The sequence below is a fragment of the Pedobacter sp. GQ55 genome (genome assembly GCF_059758925.1).
Genome location: NZ_JCAXEI010000003.1, coordinates 390580 through 417160, shown reverse-complemented (window position 1 = coordinate 417160; position 26581 = coordinate 390580). Strand labels below are relative to the sequence as shown.

Genomic DNA, 26581 nt, shown 5'->3' with positions numbered 1-26581 from the left:
ATGGCTGAAGAAAGAATGATTCCTGAAGTTGAGTCGGTTGCTGAGTTTAAACTCAAAATAAACGGCAAAGACGTACCTCAATCAGTAGCAAAGCAATCGGTTTTTGTTACTAAGGTGGTTAATAAAATCTCTTCAGCGATTTTAGTTTTTCAGGATGGAGATGCATCTGATGGTCTATTTCCTTTAACTGACGGAGATCTGCTCAGCCCGGGTAATGAAATAGAAATCGAAGCTGGAGATTCAGACACTGCTGTCAATATATTCAAAGGAATTATAATTAAGCAATCGCTAAAAATAAGAACTGGCTCGGCGCCATTGCTAACTGTAGAGTGTAAGCACAAAGCAGTAAAAACAACAATTGGCAGGAAGAATGCCTATTTCCATGACCTCCCTGATTCGGATATTATTACACAGGTTTTAGAAGATGCAGGTTTTACTGATACCGACATTGAATCTACTGATGTTACCCACAAAGAAATGGTTCAATACAATTCTACTGATTGGGATTTTATTTTAAGCAGGGCAGAAGCAAATGGTAATATCATATTAACGAACGATGAAAATATCATTACCAAAAAACCTACAGTTACTGGTGATGCCGTTCTCTCACTTTTACATGGATCAACAATGATAGAACTTGATGCAGAGATGGATAGCAGAAATCAATATACTTCGGTAATCAGTAAAACATGGGATATCGCTAATCAAGAAATTGCCGATTCCACAGCCAGTGATCCTTCTGATTTGGAAGAACAAGGAAGTTTTAAAGCAACAGATTTAGCATCAGTTGTGGGCCCTGCAGAGATGTTTCTAAACCATTCAGGTGCTGTAAACCAACAGGAAACTCAAGCCTGGGCCGATGCAGAGTTATTGAAATCCAGGTTATCGAAAATAAGGGGGAGAGTGAAGTTTCAAGGTATTGCTAACATAAATCCAGGAGATGTAGTGGAATTGAATGGCCTTGGCCAGCGGTTTAATGGGAAGGCTTTTGTAAGTGGGGTAAGGCATGAATACACCCTATCAAACGGATGGAAAACGCATGCTCAATTTGGCCATAGTCCTGATTCGTTTATGGAAGAAAATCATGTTGTTGCACCAAAAGCAGGAGGATTACTGCCTGGCGTAATTGGCTTACATACCGGTATTGTTACCGACAATGAAGATCCTGATGGTGAACAACGGGTACGGGTAAAAATGCCTTACATTAACGCCAATGACGATGGCGTATGGGCGCGAATAGCTTTAACGGATGCCGGAGATGAAAGGGGAATGTTCTTCAGACCTGAACTTGATGATGAGGTACTTCTTGGGTTTTTATACGACGACCCTAGACAACCTGTTATTTTAGGTATGCTTCATAGTTCCAATAAAGTTCCACCAATACAACCTTCAAATGACAACCATAAAAAGGGCTATACGTCCCGCGAAAAAATGAAGTTGACTTTTGATGATGACATCAAGGAAATTAAAATTGAAACCCCGGGAGAAAACAAAGTATTCATTAGTGATGATAAACAGGGATTTCGTGTTGAAGATCAGAGTGGAAGTAAGATCATTACTGAGCCTTCGGCTATCACTATAAAAGATGCTAAAGGCAATGAAATAAATATAGATATCAATGGAGGATTGATAAAGGTACATGGAAATACAAAAGTAGTTGTTGATGCCCCTCAAATAGAACTGGTTGACGGCGCCTCACATCCACTTGTATTTGGAGATGAACTGCTTACTTATCTAAACCAGATTGTAAACATATACGCCACACACATGCATCCAGGCGAAACCGCGCTAGGATTACCTGTAAGTCCGGCACCACCCGTTCCTCCAATGCCACCAGCTACTCCAAATTTATTATCTGTAAAAGTTAAAACAGGATAATTATGGCCTTAATTCCAGGAACACCCTCAGATCTTGCCGGAAGCATGGCAGAAGCAATTCAGGCTGCATTTAATGAACATTATCCAGAAGTAATGGGAAAAAATCCTCCTGAAACCAATAAACAGATGACCCTTTTATGTGTCGCAGTAGCCATAGGGGTGATCGATCATTTAAAAGCCCATCCTGAGGCTTTTGTAATCAAAACAAAGTTCAATGATGATACGCTGTATAACGCGGTAGTTGAAATTATTTGACCCATAACATAAAGCAAGTACCAAATATTAAAAAATTATGGATAAGCTTAAAGATGTATCCGAACTTTCATTTCTTGGAAGAGGATGGAGTTTTCCTCCAACTTTCTCTAAGCAAACTAACCGGGTTTTAATGACCTCCGATGAGGAAGATATAAATAAGAGTTTGGAAATTTTATTGTCGACAACCATTGGTGAAAGATTTCTACAACCTTTATATGGTTGTAATCTTGAAAACTATGTGTTCGAAGCGATGAGTACTTCAACAGAAACTTCAATAAAAATAACTGTCAAAAACGCCATTCTAATGTTTGAGCCAAGAATTAAGTTACTACTTGTAAATCTTCTTGACGATTTCATTACTGAGGGCAGAATCGATATTTCTGTCGATTACGAGGTAATCAACACCAATACCCGTTTCAATCTTGTTTATCCGTTTTATCTTAACGAGGCTAATAATAAATTGGCATGAGCGCTAAAGCAATAGATTATAAAGTTATTCTTAAACGCGACGGGCAAACGCAGCAGCAGCGAATGTCAGCGTTATTGGATCCTGCAATTGCCCCTGTTGATCAACGTACAAAAGCAGATTATTACAAGTTTGTACAGGAGATTTCAAAACAGGTCAGGTTTTTTGATATTGATACTGATAACAAAAATCTAACTGAAAGTGGTCAATGGGATAGTTTCTTCGGTTTGAGTATCGAAGAGATTAATGCAATGGCAAGTAACAAATCATTGCCACCACACCTCGCTTTATGGAACACTTTTATCGAGCTGATGGAAAAGCCAAAAGCTTTGATGAATACACTTACCCAGCGCCACCTGGACTTTTACTATCATGATGTTTTAAAACTAAATCAAACACCTCCAATCGCAGATAAAGCACATGTACTTTTTGAACTTAAGAAGCATACTGAAAATACCTTATTAACATCGGGAACATTACTTTTAGCAGGTAAAGACAATACCAAGAAAGAGATCAGCTATAAACTTGAGCATGATATTGTGGTAAACCCTTCCAAAGTGGCTCAGCTAAAGTCCCTTTATGTTAGTCCTGTTAACCGAAATATTGTATTTCATGCTCCAATTGCAAATTCCAAAGATGGTTTAGGTGCGATTCTAGATCCCGAAAATCCAAAATGGAATGGTTTCGGTAGTACTTCAATACCATTAGCCCAGATTGGCTTTTGCCTATCGAGCAATATTCTGAAAATGAAAGAAGGCAGCAGGAGTATTAAAGTATACCTTACTGTAAGAGGGCTTGATGCATCCGCAAAAAATAATGTACTAACCTCCAATCTTTTTAAGGTTAGTATTACCGGTGAAAAGGGATGGATAGGACCGAAGCTTACTTCGGCAGTAATAACATCATCTGATAATCTCATTTATAGGATAGAACTTACTTTTAATATAAGCAAAGATGAGCCTGCTGTAATTGTTTATGATAAGGCTACACATGGGGGAGAGTTTGACACGACCAACCCGATACTACAGATCATTGTAAATAACGAAAAAACAGATTTTGGTTATCAGAATTTCATAAATACCGAACTTGTGGATGCAACTATAGAGGTTGATGTTCAGGGTATTTCTTCAATGGAACTTGAAAATGATTTTGGAACAGTAAATCCCAAAAAACCTTTTAAACCATTTGGGCCATTATCAGAAGAAAATTCAAATTTTTACGTTCTTCATGAAGAAACCTTTTCAAAACGACTTAAAAGTTTCTCGCTCGATGTAGATTGGAAAAATATTCCAGATTCCAACCTTAAAACCTATTTTGCAAATTACGGCAATTCAAATATCAATAATAGTTTTTTCAGTGCTTCTGCAGCATTTAAAGATGGTTATTCGTGGAAAAAAAGTTATGAACCAGTAAAGCTTTTCAATTCATCAAACGCTCAGTTACAAACCAGCTGGAAATTTACTAATCCCGATTATGCCGTTTTATTTCCATTTTTTATACTTCCACAGTTTTATACTCCATATTACATTAATCCGGGACAATCGGTATTGCAAACGGTAAGCAGTAAAATGTCTTATCTGTTACCGGGATTCTCCAGCATTCAGCAAAAGTCCAATTTCGTAAATGCCAAATCAGCCCAAACGCTTCAATTATATAAGCCTGCGCTACAGCTAATTCTAAATCTTTACAAAGACATCCGCAAAGGCCAGTTACACCTTAAACTTGATCATAGTTTTCTGTTTAAAGATTACAGGGAAAAATATACAGCCGAAATTTTAAGATATAGCCTCAGCGGAGGAGCGCTTAAGCTTCCTGCAGAACCATTTTCACCTGAGATTCAATCCATTTCTTTAAATTATACGGCAACAACAGCCAAAATTAATTTTAGTGGAACCTCATTAAATGATTATGTTGATGAAGAGATCGAATTTTTTCATTGGGGTGCTTTCGGTCAGGCAAGGGAACACGCTTACACCCGAAGCAAACATTCGTTTCTAAACAACGCTTTAGTAAAACTGGTTCCACAGTATCACGCAGAGGGTGAATTGCTTATTGGCTTGAGCGATCTATATGCAGAAGATTCCGCAAGTATTTTATTCCAGATAGCTGAGGGAGGCGCAAATCCAGAAAAACCGAAAATAACTTTAGAATGGAGTGTGCTCTGCGATAACTATTGGAAAACACTTGCAAACGATGATTTTATTTTTGATACCACTAATGGCTTACTTGCCAGTGGAGTTATAAAAATAATAATTCCAAAAGAAGCTACAACATCTAACACAATTCTACCTGGCGATTTACTTTGGATAAAAGCAGCTATAAAAAAAGATACTGATGGCGTTTGCAACCTGATTGATGTGCAGGCAAATGCCGGAATTGTCATTTTTGACGATCAGAATAATGATCCATTGCGTTTGGCCAAAGCGCTGCCAGCCAAGACAATTACCAAACTAAAGATTGAAACTGCAGCGATTAAAAAAATTACCCAACCTTATTCTTCCTTCGGCGGTGCGGTAAAAGAAAATGATGCTGCGTATTATACTCGTGTAAGTGAACGTTTGCGCCATAAAGAAAGGACCGTTGCCATTTGGGATTACGAGCGTCTTATTCTGCAGCATTTCCCAACGGTTCATAAAGTTAAATGTATTAATCATGCAACTACAGGTTCATTTTATTCACCTGGAAATACATTAATAGTGGTTGTTCCTGATTTAACCAACCACAATGCTATTGACCCTTTTAAACCAAAGGTTGATAAACATACGCTTGATGAAATCAATACTTTTTTAAGTAAGCATTCATCTGCCTGGGTATCTTACCAGGTTGTGAATCCAAGTTATGAGCCAGTAAAAGTATCGGTTAGTTTAAAATTAAAAAAGGGCTATGAGTTCAACTATTATCAAAAGGTAATCAATCAGAAATTACAGGAATTTTTATCCCCCTGGATGAATAATACAGGAAATGACATTCATTTTGGGGGTAAAATTACAAAGTCGATGGTCATTAAATTTTTAGAAGACCTCGAGTACATTGACTATCTAACTGATTTTTCTCTTTATAAATTTTCTCCAAATAAAAGAGCATTCGGAAGAAATGTAGAAGTTGCAGAAGCCTCTAATCCCGCATCTATTTTGGTATCACATACTCAGCATAACATTGTAAGTGATTCACCAAGTTCTTCTATAGCACTTTCGAGAACAATGAAACTATTAATCTGAACTAAAATAAACCTCTAATTCACATGAGTGAAGCACTAAGTATTTCGTCGAAAAAACCGCAAAGCGATGCTTTTGATTATGAAGAACTGCGGAAAACGGGTATCGGATCTATTGAAAAAACAGGCTCTGATATCTGGACAGATTACAATGTTCATGATCCGGGCATTACCATACTCGAGCTGCTTTGCTATGCAATTACAGATTTAAGTTATAGAACAAACAACACCATTCCTGATCTGCTGGCCACATCTAAAGATGCAAGGGAAAATATTCTAAAACACTTTTTTTCAGCTTCAAAAATATTTCCGAACAAGGCAGTAACCATTAACGATTACCGCAAGCTGATTATCGATATTGAAGGCGTAAAAAATGCCTGGCTGCAAAAAAGGAGCCTGGGTATATTTGCCGACATTACCCTTAAAAAACTTCAATTTACACAGCCAGAAAGCCTTAAATGGGAACCGGTTGATGTGTTGGGTTACTATGATGTACTGATAGAGTTTGACACCAATGTTGCTAATGACAGTAAAGAACTGATAAAAACAGAAATATTGGAACTGGTAATGCAGAACAGGAATCTTTGCGAAGACTTTTTAACCATTAATGAAATAACTACGCAAGCGTTCAGGCTTTGCAGTGAAATTGAAATAAAATCTGATGCAGATCCGTTTGAGACCCTTGCAGAACTATTTTTTAATATTCAGCTCTACCTTACACCGCTTATAAAATTTTATTGGCTAAATGATCTCATTGATAGCGGCTACACTTCGGATGTAATATTTGAAGGACCGTTACTGATTCATGGTTTTATAAAAGAAGAAGAACTTTTAGCTTCCGATCTGAAAAAGGAAATCCATCTTTCAGATATTATGCAGCAGATGCTTAACGCATCCGGGGTAAACAATATCCTTGATATTATCTTTAACCCAACAGATCAAACTAAAGAGCTCGACAACAAATGGATAATTCCAGTTAAGAGAGGTAAACAACCCATCATAAATATTTTGGATTCAAATGTGCTGATTTATAAAAATGGTATTCCGCTCAGACCTGATATGAACATCATAAAAACCAGGTTTGACAAACTGATCAGCGATTATATTACTGGTAATGATCTGGTGAGGACTGAAGATATAGCATTCAATTCAGGAACGTTTGAAGATACCGGAAACTATTATTCTATTCAAAATCACTTCCCAAAAAACTATGGAATAAGCCACTGGGGCCTACCAGAAAATGCAAGCGCAGAACGAATTGCCCAGGCAAAACAATTGCAGGGATATCTGTATTTTTTTGATCAGCATTTAGCCAATTCTTTCTCACAACTTTCAAATCTGGGCAATCTATTCTCTACTGATACTCAGAAAAACACCTATTTCGCAAATACTGTAAGGAGTTTTAAGGACGCTGACGATATTTTTTTAGATAATGCTACTATAGATACAACAGTACAGACTGTTGCAGAGGATAAAATCACTTACTACAAACGTCGTAATTTATTTCTTGATCATTTGCTCTCGAGGTTTTCTGAATCATTCTCTGAGTATGTAAACGTGCTTTATTCGGGTTTTACCTCAAACCCTAAAGATGTAATTATTCCATCTGTCATAAATCCAGAAGATATTGTTCAGGATAAGGCCAATTTCTTGAAAAATTATCCGGAATATAGCTCTAAACGATTTTCCAGCTATAATTATGTTCAGCAGGATCAATTGTGGGATAGTAATAATATAAGTGGTCTTGAAAAAAGATTGCAGCGTTTGCTCGGATTCGACAACCTGAATAGGCGTAATCTGGTTAACCTGAATACAGAGATTCAACACGGGTTAAACGGATCAGGTAACGACGAGTACTGGTACAGGATAACAGATTTCAAAAATGGAACTATTCTGTTGGAAGGTTCTGAGAAATTTCCTGGAGAAGAAGGGGCTCGTTTTGCACTTGAAGATTCGATCAGTCTGATTTATCAAGCTCAGAATTTGAAAACAATAGACAATGGCGACGGTACATTTTATTATCAGGTTTTAAACGCAGATAAAGCAATAGGCACCAGTACCAAGCTTTATTCCTCCATGAATGATGCAAGTTTGGATCTGCAACAGTTGGTTTTACTGGTTACCAAAAACAGAGCGGATGAAGGTATGTTCTTAATAGAACACATGCTTCTATTGCCACCTCAGGTTAAAGTAATAAATGATCCTGCAACAGAAACACCTGAATTAATTCCTGACGATGAAGCCGGGTTTATGCCAATTTGTGTTGATGATGGCTGTAAAGACTGTGAAGATAAAGACCCTTACTCGTTTCGAATCAGTATTATTTTACCCGCTTATACACCGCGATTTCTGAACATCGCTTTTAGGCAGTATGCAGAACGAACAATTAGAATGGAAGCTCCGGCACACACCTTTGTAAAGATTTGCTGGGTTAGTAATGAGCAATTAATCACATTCGAAAATGCATATAAAGAATGGCTGGATGTCAAATCAGGAAAAATAGAAGATACAACAAATACAAAATTAACCGAGTTTGTAACCATTTTAACGGCATTAAGGTCAATTTATCCGGTGGCCAGACTCGAAGATTGTAGTAGTAGTGAAGAGCGGACGCTCTTTATGCTAAATCAAAATGCATTGGGAACTCTTAAAACATAAAATATTATGGGTAATGTGCTCGACCAAATTAGTAAAGACAATACCCGCTTTACTATTTTCGAAAATGATCAGGTATTAACGGCAGATCAATTGAATGATTTATTCAACTATCTGGACGTACAGAACAAATTGACACGAACCAAAGCAATTGGAGTCGGGATTATTTATGGACTGGAAATAGGGGTTATAGATAACAAACACTTGGTAGTTTCAAAAGGCGCAGCAATTACTACCGATGGCGACCTTTTGTATTTTGATTACGATCAGGAGTTTGATCAATATGATGTTTTTGAAGATTTAAACGCCAAATATCCTTATTTTCTTAATGATAGCGATCAGCCCTTACCGATGTTCGAATTAAGAGATAGTCGACAGGTAGGCGCCATACCTGGCAAAGATCTGGCCACACTTGAAGCAGCAACCGGCACTGCACTGAAAGATTATGCAGGTATTTTATACCTGGAGGATTATAACAACGATCCCGATTTATGCACCGGAACTGATTGCGACAACAAAGGTGTTATTGCTGTAAAAGAGCTAAAGATTTTGCTTATCCATAAAAATAATGTTGGCGCTCTGCTTCAAAGCATGCCTTCAATGAATAAGGATTATTTTTCAATTGAAGACCTTAACATTCCCAGGGTTATTGTTAATACCGATCTAGACACTTATAAAGAGCTTAACGCATCATTTAATAATGCTTTAGTTGTAAAGGACGATATTATAGCCAAGCTTACCAAAGCTTACCAGGTTTGTAAACTGGTGGTTGAAGATGATTTTGAAGGAGGGGATCCGACAGAGAAGTGGAAAAGCTTACTGGAGGAACAATTTAAGCTTAGTGAGTCCTTTTACGGTCAATATGTATATGATTATGCCCGAGACATTAGTTATGCCTATAACGAGCTTAGAGAAACCATATTTTCTGATGATATGTTGGCCTCACCGGATGTTGATTTATTTCCTAAACATGTATTGATTGGTTTGGTTAGGGATGCAACCTTAAAAAATCCAATACCGGTAATTTTTCCAGATTTAAGAATTCCACCTATAGGAGAACGGCCGGTACTCGAAGCCAGACCCATATCTAGTTTGCTGCGTGGAAATATTTTAAAACCAAGTAATATCCGTTTCAATTTTGGCCTACTGATCAAGCGGTTCAATAAAATACACATCGATTTAGAATACCGCCATCATTTTTATGAATCGCCGATATTGAACAGCAATAATGATTCAGATGAATTGACACGGTTCAATTTCATGCGTATTCATAGCATGATAAGCAGCTTTAAAGTTCCAAAGGCAGAAGATTTCCGATCCGTAGATATAGGCCTTAAAATAATACCCAGCCTTTTTGAAGAGGCAGCACTTGGTGAACGAAGTATACCTTTTTACTATAGTTACAATGCAAATTTCCCTATAAATCTATACTGGAATTTTAATGCAAACAACCGTAAAAAAGAGAACCAGATCCTTTCTTATAATTCAAATCAATATTCCAATGTTGGTGCTACAATTACACCTTTAAAATACAATATCCTTAAATATAATTTTTTCAGGGTAGAAGGGCACATTGGCTTTAAACTTACCGATGTCGAGGCTTCGCTTAACAAAATCATTTTGGATAATAACCTGCCTATAAATATTATATCTGTTCAGGTGGAGAAAAAGTTAGACACAATTCCTCCAAGACCCTGGTTTTTCCCGCATTTATATATGTATGAAAAATCGATAAAGAGCACCTTTTTTGATCGGATGGATGATGCCGACTCGGTTAATGATGATCTTGTGAGGGTAACCGACGCAGCTACAACATTAATTCCTGCAACAGAATTTAAAACTGCAAGACAAAATGTGTACGACAATGCTGTAGATATTGGCGATGTGAGATTTGATTATGTAAAATATCGCTCTGCAGTATCAAACATCATTACAGCAACTAGCAACGTTAAGGCGCAAACCAAGCAGTTCACCTTCTCAAACACTGCCATTCCACATGATTTTATTCTCAATTCTGATATCCTCAGAAAAACGGATGTCATATCAAGCATCTATCAAAATACCATAATCAAAAAGAAAACCGGGTTAATGCTCGGCAACTTTATGAAAGAAAATCCAGGTTTGGAACATGCAGGTGGTGTTTTACGAGGAGGAACATTTGTAATTGTTTACACGGCTGATGATAAGACAGTAGTGGCTGATTTTATGCTTCCTTATGCCAGTATTGATAAAGATGTGGTAAATAACCCACCCATATATACTCCGTTGCCATTGCCATTGCCTCCGGGAACTCCAATAATTCCGAAATTCCCAATAGGCCAGGTTTTCGAAATCATACCTAATTATACAAAAGACCTTAACCTTAAACTTGTACCTTACATCAAGGACATTGATTTAGATGATAGGATAAATGTAAGGGTAAACAAGGGAGTTGAGGACAGCATTAAGGGATTGAATATTAAACTCGATGGATTTGATAAACGTTTAAACGAGAATTCGTCTTTATTTACCACAGTATTAACGCCTTCAAAATTTACAGTTCCCAGTAAGGACTTGGGAATAACCGCAGATCTGAATGCTTTAAGAGCTGCTCAGGATCAGATGGAAAGCCTTCAGGCTGGAACTCCGGAAAGAATTGCTGCCGAAAAAGATTACATTAAAAATGCCAATGTAATTACCGAAAAACTCGATAATACGGCCATAACCGGTGATATAACAAATGCCAAAGATGTAAATGCTGCTCTAGCCGAAGTACAGGGAGGCATGAGTTTGATCAAAGATGAAGGTGTAAGGAGAGAGGGAGCCGTTACTGTAGAGAAAGCAAATATTATTACCAGAGGTTTTAAACTTAATCGTTAAATGTGAATGGTGATGTAATTATCCGAAGGCAAAAAATCAGGCTCCAGGCCGATAATGAAAAGCTTGCGTTTCAATGCAAACAATATTTAAACGAAATTATAAGCAACAAACTGCCTGAAATTTATGAACGGATCTTTCACCAAAACATACGTCAGGACAGTTATGTAAGCATTAACTCAATTCAGGTTGACCTAGGTAATCTACAGGTAAGTGACTTCAAAAGCAGATTTGTACAAATTGTAGAAGAGAAGATTGTTAGCGAGCTTAAAAAACAGTTCGAAGAAAACCCGTACAATAGAGATTTCTCTGTAGGTGATCATTTTAATCCTGCAACCAATACATCATCATCCTCGATAGCATATAATAGCGAGAAGAACCAGAAAAAACTTGCCTTATTGTACTTTCTTGAAAATGGAACCTATCCCTGGTGGTACGAAAAACAGCTTAGAAAATCACCATCCGAAGTTCTTGAAACTTTTGATGAGGAAGAACAAAAAGGATTCTTTCTGAAACTATTAACCAGAATCAAGGCACTATCCATCCCTGAAGCAGAACGAACACTTAGTCGTTTTAGCGATTATATGACAAGTGCTGATCTTGAGGTCTACATCGGTCACCTTAGAAATTTGTATCCGGATAATTCTATTAAAATAAACATTAACACACTTCTGGGGGAAAAAAGTCACTTGACAAAGATTTTTAATATTCCCAAAAAGATGTTCTTAAAGCAATTGTTCGGTTTTATGGCACTCCACGTTGATGAAACAGATCTCATCAAAAACTTCCTGATCAATTTAAGAAGATCATTTCCTGTTTCAGCGGAAGGAATTAGAAATCGGGCGCAAGAGATTATGCCTAACCAAGCCTGGTCCAATCTGCAAAAACATGTTTACGATGAATTGGTTGATGCTAATGCAAGAATTTTAACAGGTGAACCTGAAAAAGAACAGCAAAAAAAAACTACCGACAACCGGCAACCGAAAGAGGGTTTATATCTAGAAAATGCAGGACTAATCCTGCTACATCCATTTCTGCCGGCTTATTTTAAGGATTTAGGGATAGTTGATAATGAGAATCGGTTTATATCTGCCCATACACAGCTACGCGCAGCGGTTCTGCTTTATTATTTGCAATGCGGAAGCGAAAAATATAATGAATGGGAAATGCCATTGAACAAAATCCTGTGTGGCATGCAGCATACTGATTTAATTCCCAAAGGTATTAAACTGAAAAAAAAGGAAAAAGAAGAATCAAAATTACTACTCCAAACAGTTATAAGCTATTGGGATGCCTTAAAAGGATCAAGCGTTGGTGCACTTCAGAATACTTTTTTTTTGCGTGAAGGCAAAATAACTCAAAAAGATAGCTCGTGGTTGATACAGGTTGAACGCACAGGGGTCGATATTCTGCTAGATCGTTTGCCTTGGAGCATTGGTACGGTTAAACTTCCCTGGCTAAAAGAAATCATACATACAGAATGGTAAACGAACAACCTTTCAAAAAGGATGCATATCATTTAAATGCATTAGATCTGCTTGATGAAATTAACTGGTTTGAAAAAGTACTTCAAACGAGGTTAAAGCTACATTCCGGAGAAGAATGCGAGTATAAATCTATTTACGATGTAGAATCACCAAAATCCGATCAGAAAGAATCGGTTTTCACCGAATTCATTCAATTCTATCAACTGTCCTTCTCTGAGCGATTAATTTTAGTTTTAGCATTGCTTCCGCATGTTGCTCCGCAATTGCTTGATGTTTTTTTTAACAGAACAACATTAAAAGATCGTGGTGTAACAGAATATGGAGGCTTAAGGGGGGCGTTTCACAGCGGTTTTCTGCCGACGGGGGAAACCGCTTCTTTTTTACTGGCAGGTAGCGATTTAAGCAAGCGCTTTAAAGTACAACAGTTTTTTGATACCGACCATCTGTTTAAAATTCATAATATTCTGTGGCTTGGCTCATCTCCGGCAAACGAGCCCATATTAAGTGGACAACTGTTAATCAATGACGAATACATAGATCTTTTTACCGGAGGTAAATTACGCAAACCATCTTTTAGCATAGAATTTCCGGCTAAAAGAATAAACACACCGCTTGGTTGGGAAGATCTGGTGCTCGACAGACACACTATGCAGCAGTTAAATGAAATTAAAATTTGGCTAGAGCATGGCCCCATGTTAATGAATGAGTGGGGGATGAAAAAAATGCTAAAACCTGGTTACAAAGCGTTATTTCATGGTCCTCCAGGAACAGGAAAAACGTTGACAGCCGGGCTCTTTGGTAAGCTGGCAGGTGTAGATGTATACAGGGTAGATTTATCGATGGTGATTTCAAAATACATCGGAGAAACAGAGAAAAACCTGGAAAAAGTATTCGCAAAAGCTGAACATAAAAACTGGATCTTATTTTTTGATGAGGCCGATTCGCTGTTCGGCAAGAGGACATCAATTTCCGATGCACATGATAAATATGCAAATCAAGAAATTGCCTATCTGTTGCAACGCCTCGAAGATTACAACGGCTTAGTAATTTTAAGTTCTAATATGCGCAACAATGTAGATGAAGCTTTCGGTAGACGATTACAGTCTATTATTCATTTCCCTGTACCCAAAAGTAACGAACGATCTATATTATGGCGACAAACGTTTAGTGATAAAGCACAACTTGAAGAGGATTTGGATATCGATACCATTGCAGAAAAATATGAACTGGCCGGTGGGTCGATAATAAATGTTGTTCAATACGCATCTCTAATGGCACTTCACCGTAAAGAAAATATCATCCGGGGGAATGACATCCTAGAGGGCATAAGAAAAGAATTCAGAAAAGAAGGGAAAACCGTTTAAGAAGAGGTCTAAAATATTACTTTATGAAAGAAGTTGCAGTTCCAGAGTCTGTTGTAACGCCAATGGTAGCAGCCGATCGAGAGGAAATACAAGGAAGCGACACCGCTGCTGAGAAAACTGGTGCCGATATTTTTTTTCAGGCGAAGCTAACAGTCGGTTCACCTAACGATCCTTTGGAAAATGAGGCTGACGCAGTTGCAGATCAGGTAATGCGCATGCCCGAAAACTCATTCATTCAAAGAAAATGCGCCCATTGTGAAGAAGAGGAAAAGCATAGTGAACACCTTTGATTACAGGAGTAACTACCGGTATCCAGGCAAAAGCTGACCATACTTCAACAGTAAGCAATCTTGTTTCAGAGGCAAAAGAATCTTCCCGAGAAAGCAGAAGTAAAATGGACATCAAAACAAATAGTTTTATGAGCAACAGCTTATGGTAGCGATTTTAGCGACGTTAACATTCGTACAGATGGTCAATCGGATTTTATGTAACTATAGATTCCAGCACGGTGCCGGATAGAGGTGGTCGAAGCTGGTTATAATTAAATTATGAAAGGTACAAGCAGATCACATGAAACTGTAAATCAGCAGGCAAAAGTTACTGATGCTCCCAAACCTGCATCATTCCAAAATGAAGACAACAAAAGTGATTCTACTGATCAGTTGATTTACCACAACCAGCCAAAACTAAAAGCAGAGGCAAGCGAGCAGATTGCAGCGTCAACAGGGGCTGGAACACAAATGGATAAAGAGACACAAAGTTTTATGGAGAGCCGGTTTGGGACAGGCTTTTCTGACGTTAATATTCATACAGGAACCGATGCCAGTCAGCTTTCCAGGTCGCTAAACGCACAGGCCTTCACCGTAGGTAAGGATATTTATTTTAATGACGACATGTATCGCCCAGACTCTGCAGAGGGTAAATATTTACTTGCCCATGAGCTAACACACACCCTACAACAAAATGGGAATAGTATACAACGTTCACCCATGCCGGCACAGGACACCGTTCAAAATCTAGAATCGTATAGTACTGCAACACGACAGGGTATCCATTACGATATCGGTTTCAATCTCCAAACAAACATTTCTTTGTTTTTCCAAAAAGGTATTGTCAGAGATGTGCGTTCAGGATACAATGTTACCTACGTTGTAAAAGGTTTTGATCCGACCGAAGCCTGGGTTGAAAGTGCAATGAGAGCATTGATACTTTATAATTTTAACTTAGACAAAGCCGCAACAGATGCGGCGATCACGAATATTACTTCTGTACAGCATTTGGATCTGAGTGGAGAAACAAATCCGGCAGATACTAAAGTAAAAGGACCAAATGCAGTCGTCCGCTTTACATCAACTGAATTCGATGCTAGCGGAAAGGGAGCCAACAGAATGAAAAACATTCAGTTGGTTGTAGAAAAACTGAGCAATTTTACTGCAAATACGAGTACAGAAACTTCGGATCAAAGACGACAGAGATATGAAACAAGCTATCAGATAACAAACGCAGTTCCAGTAAGAAATGACCCATTAGGCGATCCGCCTGACACCATGAGCAATGCAAAATTTGATCAGGTATTAGAAGCCTTAGATATATTACCGGCTAGTATTTTAAGTCAGGCGACGGGTATACCCATCCATTTGGGGCAAAGTCCGAAAGGACCAAAAAACGAATCTGCGGAATACAGTCAGTTCCGCGTGAAAGGCAGTACAGATTGGAAGAGGAGAATTACAGTTTATGGTGATTTCTTCAGTGCAACATTACAACAAAAAGCATTTATAATGGCTCATGAATTTGGCCATGCACTGGATTTCAGGCCAAATGAAGACCCTGGCGAAAAAGGGGGTGAAGCCTTAAGCACCGATAAGGCTAAAGGAGCTTTTACAGAAGCATTAAAAAAAGACGGTGGCCTGGGCAAAGGGATGAGCGAATATGCAGCTACTAAAACTTCTGAAAGTGAATATTTTGCAGAGGCATTCTCGATCTATGTGAATCAGCCTGATACTTTAAAGGCCTTAAGACCACATGTGTATGATTATTTTCATACCCGATATCCATAACTTTTAAAATTCGTGAAAGACGTTGTCATTTCAGAGCCAGCTTCAGCCGCTGCAGCCAGTACTCAGCATGAAAATGTTATGTCAGCTGAGTTACAGCCCGCAGAAAATGAAGCTGGGTTATTCTACCAGCCCAAACTAAGTGTAGGGTCACCTGATGACCCACTTGAAAGAGAAGCTGATGACATAGCGGACAGGATTATGCGCATGCCTGAGTCATCCTTTATCCAGCGAAAATGTACTCATTGTGAAGAGGAAAAAATCAATAAAAAAGAACTGTCTTATTCCCAAAATCAGGTTCAGCGGGATGAAACTGAGGAAGCATCACAACCAGAATCTGCTCCTCCGGCCCAGCAAGCATTTCACCTGATCAATCCTGCAGAACTTCAGCTTCGCGTTCCGTCACTACCAGCAATAACTTTATTTCCATCGGGAGGGGCAGGTTCAGGAGTTACATCGCAGGCTCCAATGAATTTCTCATCAGGGTTATCTGCACCTTCAGCCTCAATTGACTGGTTTGCGATGAACCGTCCATTCTGGAATCGCGGCGCGGGTCAGGTTTCTGATGGAGATGCTACTGCTATTGAAGCACATTGGAACTATTCCTTCCAAATGTTTCGGTCAATAGGAGCTACAGCCTCACATGCCACTTTCTTTTCTAATATGCTTGTACCAATGGCTATTGATTCCTCCCTACAAAAGGACTATTCAACCTGGTGGGAGCGGACAGATCATGAAATGGGAAATTCAAGTAAAATTTTAAGTCCGACGCTGCTGCGTTTTGATCTGGAAAATCTTTTTGGCACCATTCGGCCCATCTGGGATCCATCAAATCCCTACCAAATTCAAAGAAAGAGCGAAACATCCACACCTGGTATTGCCAGTGAAAGCACTACTAATCTTATAAATGCTTCAAAAAACAACGGGAACCCGCTTCCGGATCATACCAAAAGCTTTATGGAAAACAGATTTGGTTATGATTTTTCCGATGTAAAAATTCATACCGGAAATGATGCTGTAAATATGTCGAGGGATTTGAACGCCAAAGCATTTACCGTTGGGCGTGACATCTATTTTAATCAGGGAAACTTCTCCCCAGATACTTCAGATGGGAAACAATTACTCGCGCATGAACTAACTCACACACTACAGCAGGGCGGAAGTGGTATAAAAATGAAGCCTGATGATGTGAATGATCATCAGGCTTCATTTGCTCCAGCGGTAAGAACGATTCAAAGAAAAGGAGATTCCAATCCAGGAAACGTAATTCCCATTTCTGAAATTAAATCTCCACAACTTATACAAAGGGGATTTTGGGGGGATGCCTGGGATGCAACAGGTGGAAGGGTAGCCTCTGCTGTTGGCGATGCTGCTGAAACAGCTTATGATGCTGCAGGAAATGCGATATCAGCTGCTGTAGAGTGGGTTGAAGACCGGGCAGAAAGTATCATAAATCGTATCGCTCCTGGTTTAATTGATTTCCTGAGAGGGGATATCATTCAAAATATCAAAGATGCACTTGCCGGTGCTGTAGATGCGGCAACCGGCGGCTTATTTAGCAGACTGCAAGCCGAAGGGCTTCAGGGTATACTCGAAGATTTTGTTGCCGGGTTAATCAGCACTATTTCCGGAAGCGTCGAGCGGGGCTGTAATGCTTTTGCTGTTCTTGCACAAAAAATTCTTGATTTTATCAGGATGCTAGGAGGGGCCGCCCTACAGCGAATCAAAAGTTTCTTTCAAAGAGTAGGAGGTTTACTTTCCTCTTTCTGGAATAATTTCGCGCTTCCAGTCTGGGATGCAATTAAATCAGTTGCCGGTACTGTCTGGACCTGGATAACTGAAACTGCAAGCTGGTTGTGGGAGTTAATAAGACCTATCCGCGAAACAATTGCCAGGGCATGGAATTGGCTTATGCGACAGTTCGGAATCGCTTGGCGTGCGGGTGGCTCGGTACTCGACTGGATAAAATCGAAAGCCCTGCAGGCATGGAATTGGCTCATGGAAGCTATTGAGCCAATAAAAACTCCTTTGATGGTTATTGGAGGAATTCTATTGTTATTATCTCCTTTAGGTCCTATTGTTGCTATTGGTGCCGGAGCCTATGCAATTTACAGAGGTATCCAATGGGTTAGAGCAAATTGGAACAGTGAAGTTTTTGTTCGCTTCCGGACATTTCTGAAAGAAAATGTGCTAGATGTAATCAGTGAAGGGATTGAGTCTTTGAAAACCACAGCAATTGAAGCCTTTGGTTGGCTTACAACTACGTTACTGTCACTGCAGGCTCCAATTCTAAGGTTACTTGAAGGGATTGGTGCGATCAGGGTATTCAGATTTATTCAGACTGCCCTTCGAAGTTTTGGAAGTCTGATCACCCGTGCAGTTAACTGGGCCAGATCTGGTCTTGCAGAGATAGGTCATCATATTATCAATGTAGCCAGGGATATCTGGGAGTTTATTCGCCCTTATGCTGTGATTGTTGCAAAACTTATCATTTTAGCTGCTAATCCCTGGTTGTTACCAATAGTGTTAGCTGCCTGGGCCTGGAGGATTCTGCCAGATTGTTTTAAACCACCTATTATAAATTTTATAATTGGAATAATGATCAGTCTGCTGCGAGCCATGCCAACCTTTAAGCTATTCGGAGAATCATGGCCATCAGCAAAACAACATATCATCGAACATCTTGAAATTGCACTTAACTCAGAGGAAGAAGAAAAAATAAGAACAAGCAACCGAATCGCACAAATGGTCTCTGAACTTGATCTGGAGCTGATCGGGAACCAAATTGAAGCGGTCAGACAATCAACGGAATATTTGGACCTGGAACTTCAAAGTGAGCTTTTGGGTATTAATGGGGCTACTGCACTTCCATTTGAGAGAACCAGTGCAATTTTAGAGGATGTAGATCCTGCGTTCTCTGAAGATGATACTTCTCCAGGAGCAGCAGAGTTACTTTCCCGTTCTACATTTTCAGCATCCGATATTGAAACAGATGAAGTAAGTACCCTTGAATTGGACCCTGCCATTCAACAGCAACTTCTGGCCTCTCCAAATGGTGAAATCATATTAGATGATCAGGCTCATGATGAAAGTCGTACAGTTCGTTCAATGCTTACTGATCTCGCTTCTGGTGAGGGAGAAGAAGAACCGGGTGCTGTTACAGAAACTGAACCCACCACAACATCGGAAGGTATGGCGCCGACTATTCCCACACGGCCACTTAGTCCTCAGGAGCTTGCCGAACAGCAGCTTAATGAAATGATCCGAACATCAGATGAGCATTCATCAACAGATTCCTGTGAAGAAACTACCCAACCAGATACTGGTGGTCAGATACCAGAAGAACTAAAAATCGGACCATTATCAGAAAGGCAGCGAGCAAGATACATGCGCAGTCAAATGTGGAACTCAGTTAAGAAATGGTTCCGTTGCAACTGGCATTGGGTGCTTCCAGCAGCTGTCCTTGCCATCATTGCGCTTATTGCACTCGAAATTATAAGCGGAGGGACAGTAACTATTGCTTTTGAAGTTATTGGTGCAATCATGATGGGAGTTTCGGCAGTAAAAGCGGCCGCCTCACTGGCCCAGTTTTCTGTTAATTCTTTTCTTGGGCAAATTGGTGCAGCCGCAAGGAATTTTGCAAATGCAATTGCTGTATTAACAATTGAACTGGTAATGGCACTTACATTTGGATTAGGTGATACCATTCGTTCAACACAAAGAGGGCTTCAATCGGCATGGAGAATAGCTTCTGGTACAGGCCGAGCTGTTGGAAGAGGGGTAAGCAGAGGTGTTCGGGCAGTGGGCAGGGCTGGTCGGGCATTAGTACGTGGTGAAGTCAGACAAGCGAGAACAATACTTCGTACAGCCGCCAGGGGCTATGTGAGGCGTGGCAGGGTAGTAATGGCGGGCCTGGGCAGAAGATTTGGCGCAGGTTACCGTAACCTCCGATCACTTTCACGCGCACTTTATGAACGGGTGCGGTTCAGAAGATTCAAATTAAGTCATGAAGGAAGAATGTTCCAGTTATGGGGCGAAATTAATCCATGGGTTTTAATGGCCAATGGAACATTAACGTTTATTTCTGAAGATGAGGCCCGTGCATTAACCGGCGTTCGCAGAGGAAGGGCTATGGTAGGGCGAGAGGTAAGTTTGCCGCAAGGAACCGGAGTAATTGTTGACGCTTCCAGATCCTCAGGTGAAGTATCTAATCTGGCCAGTTTATTACGCGGAAATGCAGCCGCTGGTGGAGACATCGCTTTTAACCGAGCTTTTTATCAATCTTTAATCGATTCAGGACAGATAGGAGCAAGGAATGTTTATGAGGTATTTGGCGAAGTACTTATCCAGCGTTCGGCTGGATTAACCCGTATGATTACAGAAGGAGGTGTTTCCAGAGCACAACTTCAGGCCATTTTCCGGAATGTACTAGCTAACGGCGATGAAGGAGCACTCAATCTTGTGGCGCATAATCTTGAAAGAGTGTGTCAACATGCTCCCCCAGGATCCAATTTATCACGTCTGTTATCAGAGCTAGCACATCCTCAGAGGAATAAATTCTCCGGGGGTGAATTCACATTACGTTATTTATCTGGACAAACTGACGATTTTATTCGCTCACTAAGAAACTTTGAAGAGATCGCAACGGTTGCGGGCCGTGTTAGGAGATATGACATGGTAACAAGTACCCTTCGGTTCGAATTTAAGAACTGGGGTGATTTTAGAAATATGCCATCACTGATTGATCAAATTGTTTTTGACTATAGATTTTTAGGTGGAGAAATGGGAAATATGCGGTATATATTTTCCGCAAGATTAGGTAGTCAGGCCGATATAATTACAGAAATCATGGGTCGATTGAACCGTATCAGACGAATTTCTGCAGAAGATAGAGGTCAGATTCTCGCTTTATTACAAAATATGGTAATAGTTCATTAATTTACACTCATGCTTTACAATCAATATCTTTTTTGCAATGAGAGAGTACTTCCCTATGAAGGTAATAGATTCAACAATAAACCTCTACATGAAAAAGTTATAGCTGTCGATGTTGTTGGCTTACCCAAGATAACCACTGAATATCTAATTTATGCCACAAGTAAAAAAGAAATAATTCTGTTATCTCATCACTCGGATAGCTCATCCACTATTCCATTACCCTCAATGAAAAAAAGCATTGACAGCAGTGATATGCAATTCATAATTATGGAGGATGCAGTTTTAGTTTATCTGCATGGGCAGATTTTTACCATTGGCATAAAGGAAAAGAAAATTATTAACCAAGCTGAAATTCGTTGCACTGGTTTGGATGTACTAAGCTGCTTATATAATGATGAAGTCACTTGTAATCCAGATCTAAAAAGTTTCGGACTATTCGACCTGGAGAAGAAAGAAATGATGTGGAAAGTAAAGCTGGATGAATATTGCGTAAGTAGCTGTGGGACTGATAAAGTGATAATTGTTCAGGATGGAAAACATACTATTCTTGCGCTAGGTAAGGACACAGGAAATCATCTCTGGAGTTTTAATTTAAAAGACGAGCTTAGGGATGATGCAGATAAATATTTTATAGGAATAAACTCTGTTGTGGCGATATTTAAAGAAAAAATTGTTTTTGGAAGCAATGACCGTCTGTATTGTATTGATTTGCAAAGTGGCAAAGTAATATGGTCAAATGTGTTAAAGGGCTTTCAATCGGCGAATATGTCCGTATTTAGCAGTGGGATTATCTCCAGCATTTCCTCAACTTCTTATTATGAAATTAAAATTGATGATGGAAGTATATTAAATTACATTGATACCGGCGCTATAACCCAGGCTATAAATGTGTCAATATTTACAAAACCGTTGCTTACCGAAACGGAGGTTATCGCCTTTTCCGCTATGAACAGTCGCTTGTTCTTCTTTAACAGGGAGGATTTTAGGATCATTCACCAACTGGATGTTTATAATGCCGTTAAAAAGAAAAAATATCATCCTGCGATTTCAGCAGGACAAACTCCTGTTTGGACGGACAATTCAATCTATACTATAGACATGGAAGGGTGTGCACGCAGATACACTATGACTTAAAGCACACCGTTTTTAACCGCAATATCCACGAGCTGCAGGAAATTTTTACATTTTGACCTTATAAGCATATTTCTTCTATGATTATTAATGGTATTGATACTGATATGAAGCTGATCGGCAATCTCTTTACTGCCCATTCCCTGGCTGGCTAATTTCAAAACATCAATTTCTCTTTTACTAAGTATATCTTCGGTTTTCTTCAGGAAATAAGACCTGTTCTCAATCACTGATTTTTCACCACCCGCCTCATGTCTTTCTATCAAATGATTAATTTTTGAATCATTTTTAAAATAAGTGAGATCAGTCAGAGAATTAATAGACGCTATCGGCATTCTATAATACTCATTAAAAAGATAATGGGTACACTGTACTACTGATGACCATGAGTCATCGCCATTTTTTATCCGGAAGTTTGTAGTGAAAGTATATTTCACGTCTTTTTCCTGCTTACGGCTGGCAAGAAAAGCCATTTGATTTGGGAATATTTGTTCATCAAAAATTTTCATATCCTCCCTGTTTCTGATTCTGTTTAGGAATAGAAAATCTGTCTTTAATAAAAATTCGCACGAATATCCTAAAAAATGGCTTGTACTAAAAGGTCTGAAACAGTTGGAATTTTCGATATAATCACTTACATAATAAACTGAAGGAAAAAAATTATTATTCAATGATTCACTATCAAAGTGCAATAGGATTTTTTCCGCTTCGGAAAATTGCACCCCAAGCCTATTTCGTGAATGTTTTAAAAAATCAAAGTATGACGATGTTTTAGGATCTTTCATATCAGCTTCGTTTAGTAGAGAAATCAATTAATTATCTATTAAATATTATCTGCTATGCACATTTAGTATTCCGACTGGCAGATAAATTTAGGGTAACAAAGATGACAATGTCAATTTAAGGCGCGCTTAAATAAAATCAGGGTCAGATGGGTTCCTGTTGTTCTTGGATTTTATATTTTTCATAGCAATAGGTGATTAGATTATGTCCTAAAATTAGAATATAGATCGCTAATATTTCCAGAAAAACAAGTGAATGGAGCCCTTTAGTTATCAAATACATGCTCTGAGTATTTGAATGGTTTTTTGGGTAAAAATCAAGAATAAATGATATTCGATCAGCATGTACCAAGAGCCTGATCGAATATCAGCTGAAGCCTTTTTAGCCTCTTATAAAGAAAAACTTCAGGGTTTATTTTACGCGCTCAACATATTCTCCGGTGCGTGTATCCACCTTTATCTTATCTCCTTGGTTCACAAACAAAGGCACTTTCAATTCTACTCCATTTTCAGTAGTAGCATACTTCAAGGCCCCAGAAGAGGTATCACCTTTAACTGCCGGCTCAGCATAAGTAATTTCCAGTTCTACAAAGTTTGGAGCCTGCGCGATAATAGGTTCTTCACTTTCAAAAGAAACAATTACATCCATTCCTTCCTTAATAAACTTTGCTGATGGTCCAAATAGTGATTTAGGTACATTAAACTGTTCAAAACTAACATTATCCATTACCACAAAGTAATCTCCTTCTTCATATAAATACTGGAAATCATTAGTTTCAACACGACAAATTTCAACCTGCTCATCAGTTCCTAAACGGGCTTCAACAATTCTTCCAGTTTTAATATTACGAAATTTACCTAAATAAAAAGCGCCACCTTTACCAGGTGTACGGTGTAAGAATTCTATAACTGTTACCAGTTCGTTATTGAAACGTAAAATATTTCCAACTTTAATTTCGGATGCCTTTGCCATAAAAAATGTATTTCTAAAATTTGAGCCCAAATATATATGCTTTTTGCGTATTTACATGTCTTTTTTTAATCAACCTAGCCATAACCGATTAACCTGAATCCTATAACCGTCATCTTTTAAGGGAAGATCATAAATTCTTTTTATCTTGATCATTAGCAACATAATTTTTGTAACCCTTTAACGCTGGCGCATCTCTAAAATAAGTAAACAATCAAAGCTATGGAAGAGCCTGTTAACACAAATGAACACATTGTTAAAATATTGAGCGTCGAAAATATCACGCATAATGTAAAACGGTTTACCGTCGAAAAACCAGCCCACTACACTTTTATACCTGGCCAGGCTACAGATGTAGCTATAAACAAACCAGCACTAAAATCAATAATTGGCCCATTTACTTTTACCTCTCTTAATCAGGCAGAATACCTTGAGTTTACCATCAAGATTTATAAAGATCATGATGGTTTAACAAACAAACTATCTGCTTTAAACCCTACAGATGAATTGATCATCCACGATGTGTTTGGAACCATAAACTATAAAGGTCCGGGTGTATTTATTGCAGGTGGCGCAGGTATCACTCCATTTTTAGCAATACTCAGACAGCTTAAACTTGATAACGCCTTGTCTGGGAACAAACTACTATTTGCCAACCATAATGAGAAGGATATCATACACAAAACCGAGTTAAAATATTTACTTGGTGACAATTACATCGACGTTTTAAAAGATCCACTAGATCCAGAAACCCAAAGTGGAATAATTGACCAGAATCTTCTAAAAACACACACCGGTGATCCAGGCAAATGGTATTACATATGCGGGCCCGATGCATTTACCGCAGCAATGATCGATAATCTTAAAAATCTTGGAGTTGATAAATCTCACATAGTTATAGAAGAATAATACAACTCAACTAGTGTTTGTTTAACCTTGCCTCTTCAAGATCCAGGTTGTCTTCCATGTCACGCAGCACTTCATGATCATACTGTTTAGTAGCTTTGAGTCTTTTAAGGCCAGCTCTCCTTAGTGTAACCAACTCAAGCATGATCTTTCTGTAGAGCTTTCTTACAGAGCCAACTTCTTCCTTTTGAGTTTGCTCAAGCAATGTACGTTCAGTTGCCCTGATACTTCGTTCCAATTGCTCTTTAATTCTGGCGATTGTTTCAAACTGCCCCATCTCACGGCTGTATTTTGCATCAAGATGATCAACGCACTCTCTGGCAAGCTGCATGCGTATGGATTCAATCTGATCCTCTTCTGGTAACCCCTCATCTATTTCTTCAATCTTTAACCACTTCAGGAACAAAGGCAATGTTAATCCCTGAAAAATTAACGTAACTAGTATTACAATAAATGTGATAAAGAGAATCATATTGCGATGAGGAAATGCTTCACCAGTATTTAAAGTTAAAGGAATTGCGAGTGCGGATGCAAGAGAGACAACGCCACGCATTCCGGCCCAACCAATAATAAAAGGCAGCTTTAAACCCGGGCTCTTTTCTTTCTTTCTTATTTTTGCACTTATAAACCTCGGAATAAATCCGGCCACATATACCAGAATGATTCTAACAACAATCACTATGGCACTGATGATAAGTCCATATTTGATGGCCTCTTCCATCGAATAGTCTTCCAATCCTTCAACGATAACGGGCAACTCCAGACCAATCAAAATGAAAACAAAACCATTTAACAAAAAGCCTACTGTCGCCCATACTTCTTTGGCCTGTAAACGTGTATGATAATTAAGGAAATCGTTAGAGCGGAATGAAAGAAACAAACCGCCGCTTACTACTGCTAAAACACCAGACCAATGAAACTCTTCTGCAACAATGTACATCAGGTACGGTGCAATTAATGTAATCGGGGTGGTAATGCTCGACGATTTAGCCCAATACCTCAATACAAAATACAGAATATGAGCAATAAAAAGCCCCACAACTACCCCCATAAGTGCTAACACAAAAAAATCCGTCACTGCCTCCCGCAAAACAAATTGCCCGGTAAGAATAGTAGCAATTGCAAAGCGGAATACAGTTAAGGAAGCGGCATCATTAACCAAACTTTCGCCCTCTAAAATCGTTAAGCCTCTTTTGGGCATATTTAAACCTTTCAATACTGATGTTGCAGCAACAGCATCGGGAGGAGAAATAATTCCTCCAAGTAGGAAACCGAATGCAAGTGTAAATCCAGGAATAATATTTACAGAAAAGTAAGCAATAGCCAACGAGGTAATTAACACCAGTCCAAAACCCAACAAAAAGATTGATCTTTTCCATTTCCAGAAATCATTCCAGGAAGTATACCACGCGGCTTCAAATAAAAGTGGCGGAAGAAAAATAAGAAATACAATATCTGGATGTACACTTATTGATGGCACTCCTGGAATAAAACTAATTGCTAAACCTCCTATTACCAGAAAAATAGGATAAGAAATTTTCCAGCGCTGACTTAACAGGTAAAGTAACGCCATGGCAAAAAATAGCGCAAGAATTAAGAGGAGATTTTGATGTATCATAGAGGAAA

Annotated in this window: 17 protein-coding genes; 14 read left to right on the top strand and 3 right to left on the bottom strand. The window is 38.9% G+C overall.

The window, feature by feature from the left end:
* The 13 genes from vgrG (at position 1) to AC6CH7_RS10595 (ending at position 22300) form a co-directional block, all read left to right on the top strand.
* Complete coding sequence (gene vgrG / locus AC6CH7_RS10655; protein WP_498262678.1) at positions 1–1878, top strand: type VI secretion system tip protein VgrG; 1878 nt, start codon at positions 1–3, stop codon at positions 1876–1878.
* 2 nt (positions 1879–1880) lie between these two features.
* Positions 1881–2132, top strand: a complete 252-nt coding sequence (locus AC6CH7_RS10650) for a hypothetical protein (RefSeq protein WP_498262677.1) — start codon at positions 1881–1883, stop codon at positions 2130–2132.
* 37 nt (positions 2133–2169) lie between these two features.
* Positions 2170–2601, top strand: a complete 432-nt coding sequence (locus AC6CH7_RS10645; protein WP_172662901.1) for a GPW/gp25 family protein — start codon at positions 2170–2172, stop codon at positions 2599–2601.
* Positions 2598–5816: a baseplate J/gp47 family protein gene (locus AC6CH7_RS10640; protein ID WP_498262676.1), complete on the top strand. Its 3219-nt coding sequence runs from the start codon at positions 2598–2600 to the stop codon at positions 5814–5816. Before AC6CH7_RS10645 ends, AC6CH7_RS10640 begins: the two co-directional genes overlap by 4 nt.
* Before the next feature lie 23 nt (positions 5817–5839).
* Positions 5840–8470 carry a baseplate wedge protein gene (locus AC6CH7_RS10635; RefSeq protein ID WP_498262675.1) on the top strand — a complete coding sequence of 877 codons (2631 nt, stop codon included), beginning with the start codon at positions 5840–5842 and terminating at the stop codon, positions 8468–8470.
* A gap of 6 nt (positions 8471–8476) precedes the next feature.
* The gene (locus AC6CH7_RS10630; RefSeq protein WP_498262674.1) at positions 8477–11326 is read left to right on the top strand and encodes a hypothetical protein; all 2850 of its coding nucleotides are present in this window, start codon (positions 8477–8479) and stop codon (positions 11324–11326) included.
* A gap of 2 nt (positions 11327–11328) precedes the next feature.
* Positions 11329–12810 carry a contractile injection system tape measure protein gene (locus AC6CH7_RS10625; protein WP_498262673.1) on the top strand — a complete coding sequence of 494 codons (1482 nt, stop codon included), beginning with the start codon at positions 11329–11331 and terminating at the stop codon, positions 12808–12810.
* Positions 12804–14174: an ATP-binding protein gene (locus tag AC6CH7_RS10620; protein WP_498262672.1), complete on the top strand. Its 1371-nt coding sequence runs from the start codon at positions 12804–12806 to the stop codon at positions 14172–14174. The genes AC6CH7_RS10625 and AC6CH7_RS10620 overlap by 7 nt, the downstream gene beginning before the upstream one ends.
* 23 nt (positions 14175–14197) lie before the next feature.
* Entirely contained in the window at positions 14198–14464 is a 267-nt protein-coding gene (locus AC6CH7_RS10615) for a hypothetical protein (RefSeq protein ID WP_498262671.1), read from the top strand.
* The gene (locus tag AC6CH7_RS10610) at positions 14461–14613 is read left to right on the top strand and encodes a hypothetical protein (protein WP_498262670.1); all 153 of its coding nucleotides are present in this window, start codon (positions 14461–14463) and stop codon (positions 14611–14613) included. Before AC6CH7_RS10615 ends, AC6CH7_RS10610 begins: the two co-directional genes overlap by 4 nt.
* A gap of 109 nt (positions 14614–14722) precedes the next feature.
* A complete protein-coding gene (locus tag AC6CH7_RS10605) occupies positions 14723–16231 on the top strand; it encodes an eCIS core domain-containing protein (RefSeq protein ID WP_498262669.1) in 1509 nt (502 codons plus the stop codon).
* 12 nt (positions 16232–16243) lie between these two features.
* Positions 16244–21166: an eCIS core domain-containing protein gene (locus AC6CH7_RS10600; RefSeq protein WP_498262668.1), complete on the top strand. Its 4923-nt coding sequence runs from the start codon at positions 16244–16246 to the stop codon at positions 21164–21166.
* Positions 21167–21391: 225 nt separating this feature from the next.
* Positions 21392–22300, top strand: a complete 909-nt coding sequence (locus AC6CH7_RS10595) for an outer membrane protein assembly factor BamB family protein (protein WP_498262667.1) — start codon at positions 21392–21394, stop codon at positions 22298–22300.
* Here AC6CH7_RS10595 and AC6CH7_RS10590 read toward each other — a convergent pair.
* Both AC6CH7_RS10590 and efp read right to left on the bottom strand, forming a co-directional pair.
* Entirely contained in the window at positions 22297–22806 is a 510-nt protein-coding gene (locus tag AC6CH7_RS10590; protein WP_498262666.1) for a response regulator transcription factor, read from the bottom strand. The genes AC6CH7_RS10595 and AC6CH7_RS10590 overlap by 4 nt on opposite strands.
* 685 nt (positions 22807–23491) lie before the next feature.
* Entirely contained in the window at positions 23492–24052 is a 561-nt protein-coding gene (efp, locus tag AC6CH7_RS10585; RefSeq protein ID WP_498262665.1) for an elongation factor P, read from the bottom strand.
* Between the two features lie 219 nt (positions 24053–24271).
* Between efp and AC6CH7_RS10580 the strand changes: the two genes are divergently transcribed.
* Positions 24272–24958, top strand: a complete 687-nt coding sequence (locus tag AC6CH7_RS10580) for an FAD-binding oxidoreductase (RefSeq protein WP_498262664.1) — start codon at positions 24272–24274, stop codon at positions 24956–24958.
* Between the two features lie 10 nt (positions 24959–24968).
* Here AC6CH7_RS10580 and AC6CH7_RS10575 read toward each other — a convergent pair whose 3' ends face one another.
* Positions 24969–26573, bottom strand: a complete 1605-nt coding sequence (locus AC6CH7_RS10575) for a Na+/H+ antiporter (protein WP_498262663.1) — start codon at positions 26571–26573, stop codon at positions 24969–24971.
* Positions 26574–26581 lie beyond the last annotated feature (8 nt).